14 protein-coding genes are annotated in these 14,526 nt (G+C 40.8%); 1 reads left to right on the top strand and 13 read right to left on the bottom strand.

What is annotated here, in order from left to right; all coding sequences use genetic code 11:
* Positions 1–50: 50 nt before the first annotated feature.
* The 8 genes from hisC to hisZ form a co-directional block, all read right to left on the bottom strand.
* Entirely contained in the window at positions 51–1,112 is a 1,062-nt protein-coding gene (gene hisC / locus ACGLYD_RS03650) for a histidinol-phosphate transaminase (protein WP_399631417.1), read from the bottom strand.
* On the bottom strand, positions 1,105–1,746 hold the full coding sequence (hisIE, locus tag ACGLYD_RS03645) for a bifunctional phosphoribosyl-AMP cyclohydrolase/phosphoribosyl-ATP diphosphatase HisIE (protein WP_067207090.1): 642 nt from the start codon (positions 1,744–1,746) through the stop codon (positions 1,105–1,107). The genes hisC and hisIE overlap by 8 nt, the downstream gene beginning before the upstream one ends.
* Positions 1,747–1,748: 2 nt before the next feature.
* Positions 1,749–2,510 (bottom strand): imidazole glycerol phosphate synthase subunit HisF, encoded by a 762-nt coding sequence (gene hisF, locus ACGLYD_RS03640; RefSeq protein WP_399631413.1) that lies wholly within the window; start codon positions 2,508–2,510, stop codon positions 1,749–1,751.
* Complete coding sequence (gene hisA, locus ACGLYD_RS03635; RefSeq protein WP_187047150.1) at positions 2,507–3,223, bottom strand: 1-(5-phosphoribosyl)-5-[(5-phosphoribosylamino)methylideneamino]imidazole-4-carboxamide isomerase; 717 nt, start codon at positions 3,221–3,223, stop codon at positions 2,507–2,509. Before hisA ends, hisF begins: the two co-directional genes overlap by 4 nt.
* Positions 3,224–3,421: 198 nt before the next feature.
* Positions 3,422–4,006: an imidazoleglycerol-phosphate dehydratase HisB gene (gene hisB / locus ACGLYD_RS03630; protein WP_187047149.1), complete on the bottom strand. Its 585-nt coding sequence runs from the start codon at positions 4,004–4,006 to the stop codon at positions 3,422–3,424.
* Positions 3,996–5,285, bottom strand: a complete 1,290-nt coding sequence (gene hisD / locus ACGLYD_RS03625; protein ID WP_399631409.1) for a histidinol dehydrogenase — start codon at positions 5,283–5,285, stop codon at positions 3,996–3,998. The genes hisB and hisD overlap by 11 nt, the downstream gene beginning before the upstream one ends.
* Before the next feature lie 6 nt (positions 5,286–5,291).
* Complete coding sequence (gene hisG / locus ACGLYD_RS03620) at positions 5,292–5,918, bottom strand: ATP phosphoribosyltransferase (RefSeq protein WP_067207076.1); 627 nt, start codon at positions 5,916–5,918, stop codon at positions 5,292–5,294.
* A 1-nt stretch (position 5,919) separates the two neighbouring features.
* Positions 5,920–7,152, bottom strand: coding sequence for an ATP phosphoribosyltransferase regulatory subunit (gene hisZ / locus ACGLYD_RS03615; RefSeq protein WP_067207074.1), 1,233 nt, complete (start codon positions 7,150–7,152; stop codon positions 5,920–5,922).
* Positions 7,153–7,247: 95 nt separating this feature from the next.
* Here hisZ and ACGLYD_RS03610 point away from each other — a divergent pair, with 95 nt between their 5' ends.
* Positions 7,248–8,045, top strand: coding sequence for a histidinol-phosphatase HisJ family protein (locus tag ACGLYD_RS03610; protein WP_399631406.1), 798 nt, complete (start codon positions 7,248–7,250; stop codon positions 8,043–8,045).
* Between the two features lie 782 nt (positions 8,046–8,827).
* On the opposite strand, the gene ACGLYD_RS03605 is transcribed toward ACGLYD_RS03610, so the two are convergent.
* From ACGLYD_RS03605 to ACGLYD_RS03585, 5 genes are all read right to left on the bottom strand, one after another.
* Positions 8,828–10,480: an S-layer homology domain-containing protein gene (locus ACGLYD_RS03605; protein WP_342537812.1), complete on the bottom strand. Its 1,653-nt coding sequence runs from the start codon at positions 10,478–10,480 to the stop codon at positions 8,828–8,830.
* A 419-nt stretch (positions 10,481–10,899) separates the two neighbouring features.
* Positions 10,900–11,481 (bottom strand): YdcF family protein, encoded by a 582-nt coding sequence (locus ACGLYD_RS03600; RefSeq protein WP_187047144.1) that lies wholly within the window; start codon positions 11,479–11,481, stop codon positions 10,900–10,902.
* Positions 11,482–11,490: 9 nt separating this feature from the next.
* Positions 11,491–12,165 carry an ABC transporter ATP-binding protein gene (locus tag ACGLYD_RS03595; protein ID WP_187047143.1) on the bottom strand — a complete coding sequence of 225 codons (675 nt, stop codon included), beginning with the start codon at positions 12,163–12,165 and terminating at the stop codon, positions 11,491–11,493.
* Positions 12,158–13,291 (bottom strand): ABC transporter permease, encoded by a 1,134-nt coding sequence (locus ACGLYD_RS03590; protein WP_340741711.1) that lies wholly within the window; start codon positions 13,289–13,291, stop codon positions 12,158–12,160. The genes ACGLYD_RS03595 and ACGLYD_RS03590 overlap by 8 nt, the downstream gene beginning before the upstream one ends.
* Positions 13,288–14,526 (bottom strand): ABC transporter permease, encoded by a 1,239-nt coding sequence (locus ACGLYD_RS03585; protein WP_342537811.1) that lies wholly within the window; start codon positions 14,524–14,526, stop codon positions 13,288–13,290. Before ACGLYD_RS03585 ends, ACGLYD_RS03590 begins: the two co-directional genes overlap by 4 nt.

Genomic DNA, 14,526 nt, shown 5'->3' with positions numbered 1-14,526 from the left:
TTTCGATGCACTTTTCATTAAGTCATTTCATCTTAGAACCTAACAGTACATTACAAATTCAAAATGTCAGTCAACTTCTCAACTAATCGCTCCATCTGTTCATCTGTACCAACTGTAATACGCAAATAGTTGTCGATTCCAGGCTTGTTAAAATACCTAACTAACACGCCTTCTTTTTTTAATTTATTGTAGAGAAACTCTGCTGGAACAGTCTGATGCGAGGTGAAAACAAAATTTGCTTGTGAAGGTAACACATTGAAATTGAGCTGTTGCAACGTCTCGTTCATCTTTTCCCGTGTTGCAATGATTTTCTGAGTCGTCTCCTCAAAATAGTCTTCATCCTCAAATGCAGCTTTTGCTCCCACTAGTGCAAGACGGTCCAGCGTATAAGAATTGAATGAGTCTTTAATGCGAATCAATGCAGCAATTAATGAAGGAGCTCCCATCGCAAAGCCAACGCGTAAACCGGCAAGTGAACGTGATTTAGATGTCGTCTGGACGACAAGGACATTGTCGTATTTCCGAATGAGTTCAGTCGCTGATTTCGATGCAAAGTCGATATATGCCTCGTCGATGATGACGACTTGGTCAGGGTTATTTTTGACAATCTCTTCAATGTGCTCAAGTTCAGCATAAATGCTAGTCGGCGCATTTGGATTTGGCAAAATTACTCCGCCTTCGGACTGAAAGTAGTTATCCACAGGCAATGTAAAATCTTTATTCAATGGAACTTCCTCATAAGGGATATCGAATAACTTTGCATAGACCGGATAAAAGCTATATGTTACATCAGGAAACCGGATTGGTTTGCCAGGCTCAAAAAACGCCATGAAGGAGAATGCCAGCACTTCATCCGAACCATTACCGACAAATACTTCTTCAGCAGTAAGTCCATATTGCAGTCCGATTGTTTCTCGTAGCTCAGTCGCAGTAGGAGATGGATACAACTGAAGGTTGCGTCCCATCTCTTGCTGGATTGCAGCTATCACTTTTGGACTTGGAGGATACGGATTTTCATTGGTATTCAGTTTCACGATGTCCTTTTGTTCAATTTGCTCCCCCGGAACATACGGGTCGGTCCGTTTCACCATAGAGCTCCAAAATTTACTCATCTCTCAGCACTTCACTTTTAGGTCGTCTTTTCCGCAATTCGTTTTTGACATCCTCAACACTAACACCTAACTCTTCCATCAATACAAGTGTGTGATACGTCAAATCTGCAAGTTCGCTCGTTACTTCAGCTTTATCACGGTTTTTTGCACCGATGACAACTTCAGTTGTTTCTTCTCCAACTTTTTTCAAAATTTTATCCAAACCTTCGCGGAACAGATACGTTGTGTATGATCCTTCTACTGGATTGGCACGCCGATTTTTTATTTCATCCGTGATCTCATGAACGATTGAGCGAGTCTGTACTACCTCATCGAAAACTTGCTTGTGGAAACAAGTCACTTCTCCCGTATGACAGGCTGGACCCAGTGGTGTAACTTGTACCAAAATTGAATCACCGTCGCAGTCCAGTGACAAGTTCTTCACAATTTGCCGATTGCCAGATGTTGCTCCTTTATTCCACAGCTCTTTTCTTGATCTGCTGAAAAACCAAGTCTCTTTCGTATCAATCGTCTTCTGCAACGATTCTTTATTCATATAAGCAAGCATCAGTACATTCCCTGTCCGGTCATCTTGAACAATTGCTGGTATCAATCCATTTTCGTCAAATGATAATGTGTCAATTTCTATTGTCATGGTTAGTCATTCCCAACAGATGTATTTTTTTCAGCTAGATATGTTTTTAATTCGCCGATATTAATGTCTTCGAAATGGAATACAGATGCAGCAAGCGCAGCGTCAGCTTTCCCTTCAGTTAAGACAGTATGGAAGTGTTCAGGTTTCCCTGCTCCGCCGCTCGCAATAACAGGAATGTTGACCGCTTCCGCAATCGCCCGCGTCAATTCGAGGTTATAGCCGTCTTTCACGCCATCTTCGCCGATACTATTAACAACAAGTTCACCGGCACCCAGTTTTTCGCCTTGAATCGCCCACTCAATAGCATCCATACCAGTATCTTTCATGCCTCCATTAGAGAATACCGACCACTTAGAAGGGCCCACTTCATTGACATCCATCGACAGGATAATGCGTTCAGAACCGAATTTCTTCGACGCTTCTTCAATTAAAGATGGATTGCTGAGTGCTGCACTGTTGATGGATACTTTGTCCCCGCCAGCATCAAACACCTTCTGAATATCTTCGACAGTCCGTATACCCCCGCCAACAATAAAAGGTACGGGTACTTCTTTCGCAATTTCCGCAATAAGGTCAAGGAACATGGCACGATTATTTGTCGAAGCGGCAATGTCGTAAAACACAAGTTCATCTGCACCGTCAGCTACATATTTCTTAGCCAATGTCAGTGGATCTGCAACTTCTTTAACTTCTAAAAACTTTTTCCCTTTTACGACTTTCCCGTTATCAAAATCTAGGCATGGTATTATCCGGTTGCTTGTCATCCTCGTTGTCCCCCTAATATTTTTTCTAAAGATATTTTACCTTCATACAATGCTTTACCAATAATTGCTCCATATAAATCTAGGTCCCGTAACTGAATGATATCCTCTTCCGTGGAGACGCCGCCTGAAGCCACAATGTCGATGGAAGACGCATTGTCCATCATTTCCAGTTCGTTAAAATTAGGTCCTTGCATCATTCCGTCTTTCAAAATATCTGTATAAATGACTGTTTTCACACCGATTACTTCTAGTTCTTTTAACAAGTCAACTGCTAATACATCACTTGTTTCCGTCCAGCCATCCGTTGCAACGAATCCTTTTCTTGCATCGATGGAAACTGCAATTTTATCACCGTATTTTTCTACGGCTTGCTTTAAAAATGGTTTATCTTGAATCGCCGCCGTTCCGATGATCACGCGACTAACGCCGGATGCAATATGTGCGTCAATAATCTCCATCGTCCGAATTCCGCCACCTACTTGAACTGGTATCGATACGTTTTTAGCAATCGCTTGAATGGCTTCGCGATTTAATGAATTACCTGTTTTCGCCCCATCTAAATCGACGACGTGAATGTAGTCAGCACCTTGCTTTTCCCACTCCAGAGCCATCGCTGTTGGTGAGTCATTATAGATAATTTCTTGGTCATAATCACCTTGAATTAGCCGAACACATTTACCATCACGTATATCAATTGCTGGAAATAAAATCATCGGTGTTCCCCCTTATATATAGAATTCCATTGAATCCGCTACGGCGCTTGGGGATGCCTCCCGCCATAAGCCGAGCAGCTTCGCCGCCAGTCTTATGGCTTCGGCTACCCCTTGTAAGGCGCCTTCGCTTAGTAAATTACGAATTCGAGCAGTACCTGCACACAAAACAAAATTACCAAGTGTGTAAAGGTAATATTCTTATAGCATTCCCTTCGTAGATGGAACTCCTTTTACATCTGGATTAATCGCACTTGCTACTCGCAATGCACGTCCGAATCCTTTGAAAATTGATTCGATAATATGGTGACTGTTTTTCCCGTACTGCAAATTGATATGCAATGTTACTTTGGCATGGCTTGTGAATGCTTGGAAAAACTCCTCAACAAGCTCAGTGTCGAATTCCCCTACTTTATCTTTCAATCCCTCAACGTTATAAACAAAAAATGGACGCCCGCTTATATCGATAGAAACTGTTGATAATGCTTCATCCATAGGTGTTGACACTGTCGCATAACGCTCGATGCCTTCCTTTGATCCGATACTTTCATAGAACGCTTGTCCCAATACAATTCCGATATCTTCGACGGAGTGATGCTGGTCTACTTCGATATCGCCATCACAATCAACAGCCAAATCGAATCGACCGTGATTTGTGAACAATGTCAGCATATGATCGAGAAAGCCCACTCCTGTTTTAATAGTTGTTGTTCCACTTCCATCAATCGCAAAGTCTAAGTTAATCTTTGTTTCCGCTGTCTGTCTTGAAATCGATTTACTCCGCATTCAAATCCGCCTTCCTTACTTGAATTGAATTTGCATGGGCCGTTAAGCCTTCCGCATTCGCAATTGTGATAATGTCTTCGGCTACTTCTTGCAATGCTTGCTCCGTATACTGAATAATGCTCGTTTTTTTCATAAAGTCATAGACACCTAACGGCGATGAAAATGCCGATGTCCCGCTCGTTGGCAATGTATGATTCGGACCTGCCATATAATCGCCCAATGCCTCCGGTGAATAGTTTCCTAAGAAGATTGCTCCTGCATTGTGAATGAACGGTAATTGCTCCATCGGATTTTCCACCATAAGCTGTAAATGTTCCGGCGCCAATTTATTAACAAAGTCGTATGCTTCCTTCAACGATTCAACCAAGATAATGCGCCCATTATCAGCGATTGAAACTTCAATAATTCCCTTACGATCTGCTTGTTCAGTTTGCTTTATCACTTCTTTTTGAAGTGCTTCAGCAAATGATTGACTCGTCGTTACGCATACAGCTGTTGCCCGTTCATCATGCTCCGCTTGTGATAATAGATCAGCAGCGACAAACACTGGGACAGCGCTATTGTCTGCAACAACACAAATCTCACTCGGTCCTGCAATCATATCGATGGCTACGTCACCAAAAACCCATTTTTTCGCCCGTGCAACAAATGCATTTCCAGGCCCCGTGATTTTCACTACTTTTTTTACTGTTTCCGTCCCATACGCCAATGCTGCAATCGCTTGAGCACCACCAATTTTATAGACGATATCGACACCGGCTTCTTGCGCTGCTACGAGCACATGTGGATTCACTTTGCCATCCGCTTGAGGTGGTGTCACCATTGCAATCCTTCCGACTCCCGCAATTTTTGCTGGAATGGCATTCATAAGAACAGTCGATGGATAAGCCGCTTTTCCGCCAGGTACGTATATACCGACACTGTCTAAAGGCGTCACTTTCTGACCAAGAACAATTCCTTGTTCTTGATTAATAAACCAAGACTGTTCTTTTTGAACTTCATGGAACGTAGTAATGTTTTGCTTTGCTTTTCTAAGAGCACTTAGGAATTGCCCTGTAATCAACGTCCGCGCCTCCGCAAACTCCTCAGGCGTTACAATCAAGTTATCTAGCCACACGCCGTCAAACTGTTCGGTAAAGCTTCTTAATGCCTGGTCCCCATCTTCACGGACTGTTTCGATAATTCCAAGCACAGTTCGGTCAAATTCAAAATTAGTTGTTTGTACTGCCGTTTGCTGCTCTTTCTCTTTTGTATATTGTTCCAACGTTACAATTCGCATAAATTATCACTCCAATGCAGCTTTTAAGTCCGAAATGACTTGCTGGATTTGACTGGTTCTTGTCGCATAACTTGCTTTATTAACAATCAATCGTGCACTGACATCTGCAATTTCCTCCAAGACGACTAATCCATTTTCTTTTAGTGTCTTGCCCGATTCAACAATATCAACGATGACATCTGCCATACCAATAAGCGGAGCCAGTTCGATAGAGCCATTCAACTTGATGGTCTCAATACGAATGCCTTTGCTGTCAAAATAGGCTTTTGTCACTGCTGGATACTTTGAAGCAACTGTCAGCAACGTACTACTCGGAAATTGTTTATCCGGAAATCCGGCAACAACCAGCTGACATTTTCCAATTCCAAGATCCAACAGTTCATAGACATCAACTGGATCTTCCATAATCGTATCTTTACCAACAATTCCGATATCTGCTGCTCCTTTTTCGACATAGGTTGGAACATCAACTGCTTTCACGAAAATGAGTTTCACTTTATTTTCATCATCATAGATAACAAGCTTCCTGCTTTTATCATGATATTCTGAAAAACGAATGCCTGCTTTTTCAAAAAACGCTAACGCTTTATCAGCAGTACGTCCCTTCGCCATGGCGATTGTAAGATGTGTCATTTCAATTCAATCCCCCTACGAGTAATTCCAGCAAAGCCTTTAAGTCCGGAAATGGTGTAACTTTATCTTTATATAGAAATGAATTATTTTCTTTCTCCAAACGTATCGAGTAAACACTCTGTCGTGGATCTGCCTGTTCCTTATGCTCCGAAAATGACAGCACACTATAATTTCGTTCCCGTAATTCATTGGAGATGGCAATGGCTTGTTCCAATTGGCTATCTGCATATGTTATTTTTACATCGATTGGAAAGCGGGATGTAACTTCCCTGCTATCTGTCGCTTTAACTAACGATTCAATTTCACATGCAAACCCAATCGCTGGAAGTCTAGCACCAAACTCGTTTCCTAACTCATCGTAGCGCCCGCCCATTAAAACAGGTTTCCCAAATCTTTCGACATATCCTTGGAAAATAACCCCTGAATAATAACCCATATGATTAATCAATCCCAAATCCATGACAATATACTGTTCTAATCCGTACATTTTCAATATACTGTAAACATCCATTAAGTAATCGAGCGTGTCCTGCATTTTTTCCGTTAAGGCGATCCCTGTTGTCCGTTCACTCACATCAACTGGGTTACCGTATAAAAACGGGATCCGTTCGATTACTTCTCTCACATCATCGTCAATGTTTAGGTTCTGAAGAAAAGGTCCAATTTCTACAACGTTTTTCGCTTGTATCAATGACTTCAATTGATCAATTTGAAGTGAAGTAAGTGGTAAATTCTGGACAAGCTCATTGAAAAATCCAGCGTGCCCTAATTCTATTTTAATATCATTAAATCCTAAATCTTTCATTAAGTGACACGCTAGTGCAATTACTTCTGCATCCGCTTCAGGTGAACTATCGCAAAAATATTCAATGCCTGCTTGTGTGCGTTCGATACTGTCATTTTTATCAAATGGCTGACGGAACACCTCTTGTACATAAAAATATCTAAGTTCACTTGAAAGGTCCGGGAAATTTTGTACCAGTTCTCTTGTGATTGGAATCGTGACATCGGGTCGTAATACTAATACTTGCCCTGTATGATCGATTACTTTAATCATTTCATTTTGGTTGATTGAGCTTTTTACTTTTGAATATAAATCATATTGTTCAAAAGCCGATGTTTTAATGCGTTTATAGCCATATGTGGTAAAGCGCTTATTGATCGTCTTAATGATTCTTTCAAACTTTTCACTATCACTTAACATTCGTTCAGGATACACTTCGTTTCTAACCATTTCCAACACCCCTTACTTCACTACTTTACTAGACTAAAGTTATTTAGTACTATAAAGGTATACCAACGAAATGTCAACAGGAGGAATGATTATTAATGTTCGATTATCACATGCACAGTTCGTTCTCAGCAGACTGCCCAGTTCCAATGGAAGATATGATTAAGGGAGCGATTCAAAAAGGATTGACTGAAATTTGTTTTACAGAACATATCGACTATGAATATCCCGATGATACAATCGTTTTCGACTTTGATAAAAAGGAGTACGCAAGCAAATTGATAGAAATGCAGAAGAAATATGAAGGGCGTATTCGTATAAAAAAAGGCGTTGAAATCGGTGTACAACCACATATACTGGACAAATACGACGAGCTTATGGCTAAAGAAGTATTCGATTTCGTCATTTGCTCCATGCATACCGTTGAGAAAAAAGGATTACACTACGGAGAATTTTTCGAGCATAAAACCATAGAAGAAGCGTATGGTATTTATTACGCAGAGTTATTATATTGTGTAAAAAACTATAAACAATTTAATATCCTCGGTCATGTTGACCTCGTGAAGAGGTACACAAAAAAATCGTGTGATAACCCTTTCCATACTGAATTGACGGCTATTTTCAACGTTATTATTCCAGAAGGTAAAGGAATTGAATTGAATACTTCTGGTGTCCGCTACGGACTGGCAAACGGCATGCCAAGTGATGATATTTTGAAACTATATAAACAATGCGGAGGCGAAATCATCACACTTGGTTCCGATGCACATAAACCTGAAGACATTGCATTCCAATTCAGTGAATCACTGCAATTGTTGCAGTCGATTGGATTCAAGTATATCACTACATTCGATAATGAAAAACCTACTTTTCACGCAATTAGTAATATGATGTGAATTAAGAAAAGCGCAAGTGCCTAGGCACTATTCCATGTTGAATAACTTATACTTTTCTTCACGCCTGTTGATTAACCAAAAACAAGCTGTAAATAACTTGATCACACACTGGGTGCTGTGCATATAGTTATATTTTGATTGCTTTGGATTGAACGACTTCTATACCATTTTCGAGATGTCTGGATGTGTAACTACACGTAGTGCTGAAGTTTTTTTGGACGAAAGAATAGCTGGCTTTTTCACTAGAGAAAAGCCGCCAAAGATGCAATTTTGGCGGCTGATGCTTTCTCTATGGTTTTTCTTTTTTATTTTAAAGAAGTGTCACTTTCTATAAGGTATCACATGATTACATACATACTCTTTGCTAAAAGTAAGCAAGAAACACATTGTACAAAGTACTAGAGTGCCCGAAATTGTATCTTCGGGCACTTACAATCTCTGTAGAAAGTCATCTATTCATTTCTTTCAAAGCAGCTGCATTTTTCACTTGAATAGTGTAGGAACGCGACAGGCAATTATTCACAACAGGATTACTGAAAAGAGTGTGGCTAGAAGTGACGGAGTCGCTTCTAACCACACTAGGCCCCCCCTCAGTAAACCTGTCATGAATATTTAGCCGAAAGCGGACCAGAAATGGTCCAGTGAAAATGAAGTTTTCAAGCCCTTTTCACCAGTTTTTTATGCGAATTAATGGTTAATCAACAGACATGACTTTTCTTTTAATCAAACGGTCCAGTACGCCTCTACTAACTAGAGACGGACTGGACCGTTTTTACACACTATTACTCCGCTTGTTTAAATATAGAGATAAAATTAACAACCATTTTTGCAGCTTGTGCACGTGTAGTTGAGCTGCTCGGCATGAATTTTCCTTCGAATCCAGTTGCAACATCTAATTCATGAAGCATTGAAATGGCATTTACTACTTCCGCATTATAGTTTCCGAAATCGGAATAAGGTGCTTTAGTAGAGGCCTTATATGCCTTTCCTGTTACGCTTCCATATGCACGTTCAATCATTAAAGCCAATTGTGCGCGTGTTACTAAATCAGTTGGATTAAAGTTTCCTTTATTCCCTTTAATAATTCCATATTTATAAGCGGCATTGATGTCAGCTTTGGTCTTATCTGCATAATTACCAATATCACCAAATGGGGCTACTTCATCCGTTTTCAAACCTAATGCGCGTACAATTATTGTAGCAGCTTGCACACGTGTTAAGTTTTGATCAGGTTTGAATGTCCCGTCCGGGTAGCCACCAATGATTCCAGCTACGGCTGCATGTTCAATATAATTCTTCAAGCCATGATTGGCGATATCCGAGAATAATATTGGTGTTGGTGTCGATGAATCTGCAACCGTTACACTGATTATTGGATTATGAACACTTTTGTTTCCAGCTTGATCTACTGCCATTACTGAAAAAACATACGTTGTATTTGCAGTAAGATTTTCTACTTTATATGTCGTAATGTCTCCAGCTACAGTTGCTAGTTTTTCTTCACCACTGTATATTTCATAACTCGTTACGGCTACATTATCACTAGCTGGTTGCCAGTTTAATTTCACCGAGTTTGGACCCGGCGCATCGGCGACGAGGCTACCTCCTGTGATCCATGTATTAGCTGGTAGCATGTTCGCCCAAAATTGCTCAGTCACTTTTTTATAGCCTGCTTCACTTAAGTGGATATTTTCCGGATTTGGAAGGTAGGTCTTGTAGTCTGACGCGATTACGTCACCAGTAGGCACGAAGATTGCTTGCGTCCCCACTAGGCCTGTTGTAATGGCTTTATTCAACATATCTAGTAATTGTTTGAGCAATGGTTGCAGGTCTTCCGACATATAAGGAAACGGATTATAGTAACCCATGACATACACTTGCGCATCAGGATTGATTTCATTGATTTGAGCCATAATCGATTTGTAGTTTGTACCTACTTGCTGAAGCGTCGTCAGCGCCATTTTCTGATCAATAATGGCCTTACCTGTCGTCGGATCTTGTTTGAAATGCGGTAAAATATCATTTGCACCGGCGCTAATTGTGATAACTTCTGCATCTTTGATGGATTGTTGAAGTTTAGCTGTCTTCTCTTCAAAGCCAATGCCTTGGATATCCTTTGTGACGTTCAGTTTAATATCATTTAAAACGTCTGTTGTTTTATAGCCTGGATACGAGAATCCTTTGTTATATGTTTTCAAAGCCCCTATCTCCATCATTGACACCGCTAAGAAATCTGCATAGCCCTTCCCTAATTCATTGTTAGGAGTGACACCTGCTGCCAATGAATCACCTATAGCAAGATAATCGATTGGCAGCATCCAAGAAGGAGCACTTGTATCTATTTCAGCTGCTGCAAAACGGTACGGTACAACAATCATTTGGATCATAAGTGCAATTACAAAAAGCATTCGAAATTTGAACTTCGATTTCACCATAACCTTCCTCCTATTTTATGTTTTTGCGAACACCCTACCTCGGTATAACTCCTTGTCACACCACCTTCGCATTTAACCGTGCCAACCAGTACTATTCTTGACTAATTCGACATAGAATACTAGTTTTCCTTCACTGTAATTAGATACCGTCGTTTAGCATTGAAAACACTTTTTTCAGCATGTAGTACTATTTATTCCCACGAAAAGCGAATTCTTATCAACCATCATTAAAAATGGCGGTTGCCCGTTTATAAGTTAAGAAATTATAAGTTTTTCACCAGGCGCCTTGCGCTTTTCTTTGTGTCTAGACTCCAGGCGCCAGCCGCTCTGGTCATAAGCAATCCAGTTACGTGGCAAAGAGCGCCACGTAACTGGATCGACTTATGCCTGTCGCGTCTAAACGGCGCCTTGCGCTTTTCTTATTTCCCTACAATATACGTTTTCACAAGGGCGATACGTTCTCTCACAGTCAATTTTGCTGCCACTACTTTCGGCGTTTTAGCCGACACTCCATCTGACTCGAGTCCAAGGCTAGCCGCAATTTTCCGTGCTCTCGCCAGGTGATAATCACTTGTGATGATTGTGATCGAACTAATTTCAGACGGCAACAACTTTTTCGAGAATAAAATGTTTTCATAAGTGGAAGTAGACGCCGCTTCTAAAATAAGCCGTTCCTCGGCGATGCCATTCTCCGTTAGAAACCGTCTCATCGCTTCCGCTTCGCTAATAGGCTCATCCGGACCTTGCCCGCCTGATAAGATTATCGTCACATGTGGATACTCATTAGCGTACTGTAGCGTAGCATCCAAACGATACTGTAATGATAGCGACAGAGAATCTTTTTTCACTCTAGCACCGAGTACGATTACATAGTCATTCGTGCCATCTGCTGCAGGTTCTAATCCCTCATCCATCCATTTGCCCGTTAGCCACCATAAAAACAGACTAAAAATAGTAAGTGCAATTGCACAAGCTATAGCTATTTTCTTTGATTTTTTCATTACAATCACTCATTTCAACTGTTCTACGAAAATTTTATTCTCCATCAATAAATTCATATAAAACGGATCTTTTCCGATTGCATAAACTCGGTCGCAAACGGTAGTAATTTCGTCCATATCATGAGAAGTGTACATAATCATTTTCCCTTCATTTTTCGCCAACCTATGCAAATATGAACCTATCTCCTTTTTGGATTTCAGATCGATACCAACTGTAGGTTCATCTAACAACAAGAAAGTCGGATCATGGAGCAGGCTGATTGCTAGGTTCAATTTCCTTTTCATACCGCCCGATAACGATTGAACTCCCTCCTTCCAATGCGTCAATTGCATATCCAAACAAAGTTGCCGGCATTCCTCTTTTGTACGTTTTTTCCACGACAGCTGTTCAAAAAAAAGCATATTTTCCTCTACTGTGAGTTCCTCCCAAACCGATATATCTTGAGGGACATAACCGATTAAGCGCCTGATGCCCTTTACATCAGTCATATAAGAAAGTTCATCCAATTGAATATCGCCTTGAGTCGGCTGAATAACTGTCGCCAATAGTTGAAGCAAGGTTGATTTTCCTGCACCATTTTCCCCAACGAGACCAACAATTTCTCCAGGCTTCATTTGAAAAGACACATTTTCTAAAACGGTCTTTTCCTTGTACTTTTTCTGTAGTCCCGTCACGTTAAGCATTTGCCTTCCCTCCTCTATGAATCCAAACAGTGAGCAAAGCAATCATAACGAAAAGCCATGTCAGAGGTATCGTCCCATCCAGTAACGATTGGACCGGACTAAGTTCTTCAATCCACGGCCACTTCCCCTTTAGCCCATCCATCGGTATGATTGACCCACCGACTACAATCAGCAACAACGCAATCCCCAAGCCACTTATATAGTACATAAACAATTGCTTGTAGACGCTTGCGAGTAGAAACGCCAGCAAATTTATCGTCAGCCGGAAAGTAAATAGTGAAATCAGAACTCGAATTGTCCATGCTTCCTGGAATAATGATGAGAAGATGAACGCCGTGACAAGATCCATGAGGAAAATGATAACTGTAAAAAACAGCAATGATAAACATGCATACTTTTTAAAAGAGATTTCAGTGAATAACCAGCGCTGACGCATCGATGGTCGATTTTCTTTTAGCATCCAGTCGAATAGGAAGAATGTCGTGATGATTGCGAAGAATGCCCAAACACCCCATGCTTTCAGTAGCGGTAACGTTTGTTCTTCAGCGGTATTTTCCTTATCATAATAAGAAAAACTCGATCGGAGCAGTGCTTCACTTTTTTCCCTTTCGCGACTACTCTCAATAACTTCTTCGTAACTCCATTCATCTTCCATACCATAATCAGAGAATAATTGTTTGATAACGAAAGCTGCTTTTGAACGGGCTGCATCTTGTTGAGCATAGGACGTAATCGTTTCGACGACAGCTCGATAAGCAAAAGACCGATTGGAAGAGTATGCCTCGATAAGCTGATTTCGCCGGTTTGCCAGTATATGATCTTCATACCCCTTGCGAATAACGAACACACTATCCAACTCATGCTGTTCGAGTTTATGTAGTGCTTCATCTAGGGATATGAACTGGATATGGAGAAGCTCCGTACTCGCGATATCGTCAACTAGACGCGCTGCCATTTCAGTCTGTTCCTCAACGACAAGAGCTATCGGCACTCTAGTCTCCTCTTGCCAAGTCACAACACCTTGCATAATTAGCACTGTCATAACGATTGGCAGAAGCATCCAGCATAAAAGACTTTTCCAGTCCTTCTTCAAACGCATCAAGCGGATAAACACAACATTTTTCATCGAATCCACCTCTCTTTTCCGACTGTTGATAGCCAAAGAAGGAGTAGTCCGATAGTAGCAATGACAGTTAGTGTTATGAAGTTCGCATAGTTTCGCCCTTCCAATACAATATCAATCATCCAATTCAAGCTAACGTATGAAAAGATATACGGTAAAACACCTTGTATCACTTGCGGAAAGTAGAGCGTCGGTATAACTGCACCACTTGTGAAAATTAGTACGAACGTATAGAAACTTTGTAATAAAAGAATGACTTTTCGAGATGAAATCCAGACATCAATTAGCGCTATGCCAACTAAAAACAATAAAGCATTAAGAATAGTAAATAAACCAAACCGGAAATAATCAATAAAGAAAAGTTCAAATCCAACAAACTCACCGATAATGAAAAAGGCTACTGCCGCAACGACAAGGCTATATCCTAAAGAGACCAGAATTCTTGCGAGGATAGGTTGCCACGTAGTTACACCGAACAGTTTCATCCGAATTAGCATCGAGGAATGCTCTTCTTTCCCTAAAATAGTATAGATGGCGAAAAGCCAGACTGACATAGTTATAAACCAGCCGGACAATATGTAATAGTGCGTTGGTGATGACGTCGCCACATTTGTAATCATTTCTTCATCAAGTAGCTTATCTTTTCCAAGTGTGTACAAACTGAAATCCATAAACTGTTGAAACATCATTTCTTGTCGTTCTTCTTTGGGCATATCCGTTTTTTTTGCGTACTCATTGACGGTAAGAATAGTCGACTGAGCTACAGAGATGTAACGCATCATACTTTCCACTAACTCTTTCACAAGAAAACTATCTGTTGGACGCGATGGGTTTCCAACAATAGGAACCGTCACGGATTGACCTTCATACAAATCCTCCGTAAATCCGCTCGGAAATGTAAAATAGGAACTGATTTGGTTTTGCTCCATAAGTTTCACAGCATTTTCTTTCGTTATTGATATGATTTGGATGAACTGATTATCCGAGGCTGTTTCTTCCAGTAGCCCACTAAACAGTATCGTTTCCTGCGTTCTGTCTTCATCAACCAAAGCCACCCGGATTGGTGAATCTTCTTCAGGCAGCAGTAAACCAGCCACCAGGAGCAACAGTGAGCCTATCAAAATAATTGGAAATAGAAAAAGAAGAAGAAGTGTTGCCCACTTCTTCTTCAACTGTTTATTATATTGGCGCATGAAAAATAGTATTCTTCTCATGGATAGCATAATGGTCACTTCCAT

It is taken from the genome of Sporosarcina sp. SG10008, assembly GCF_044569405.1.
Classification (GTDB): domain Bacteria; phylum Bacillota; class Bacilli; order Bacillales_A; family Planococcaceae; genus Sporosarcina; species Sporosarcina psychrophila.
Note: the sequence above shows the minus strand (reverse complement) of the source record. Positions and strands in the feature narration are given on the sequence as shown.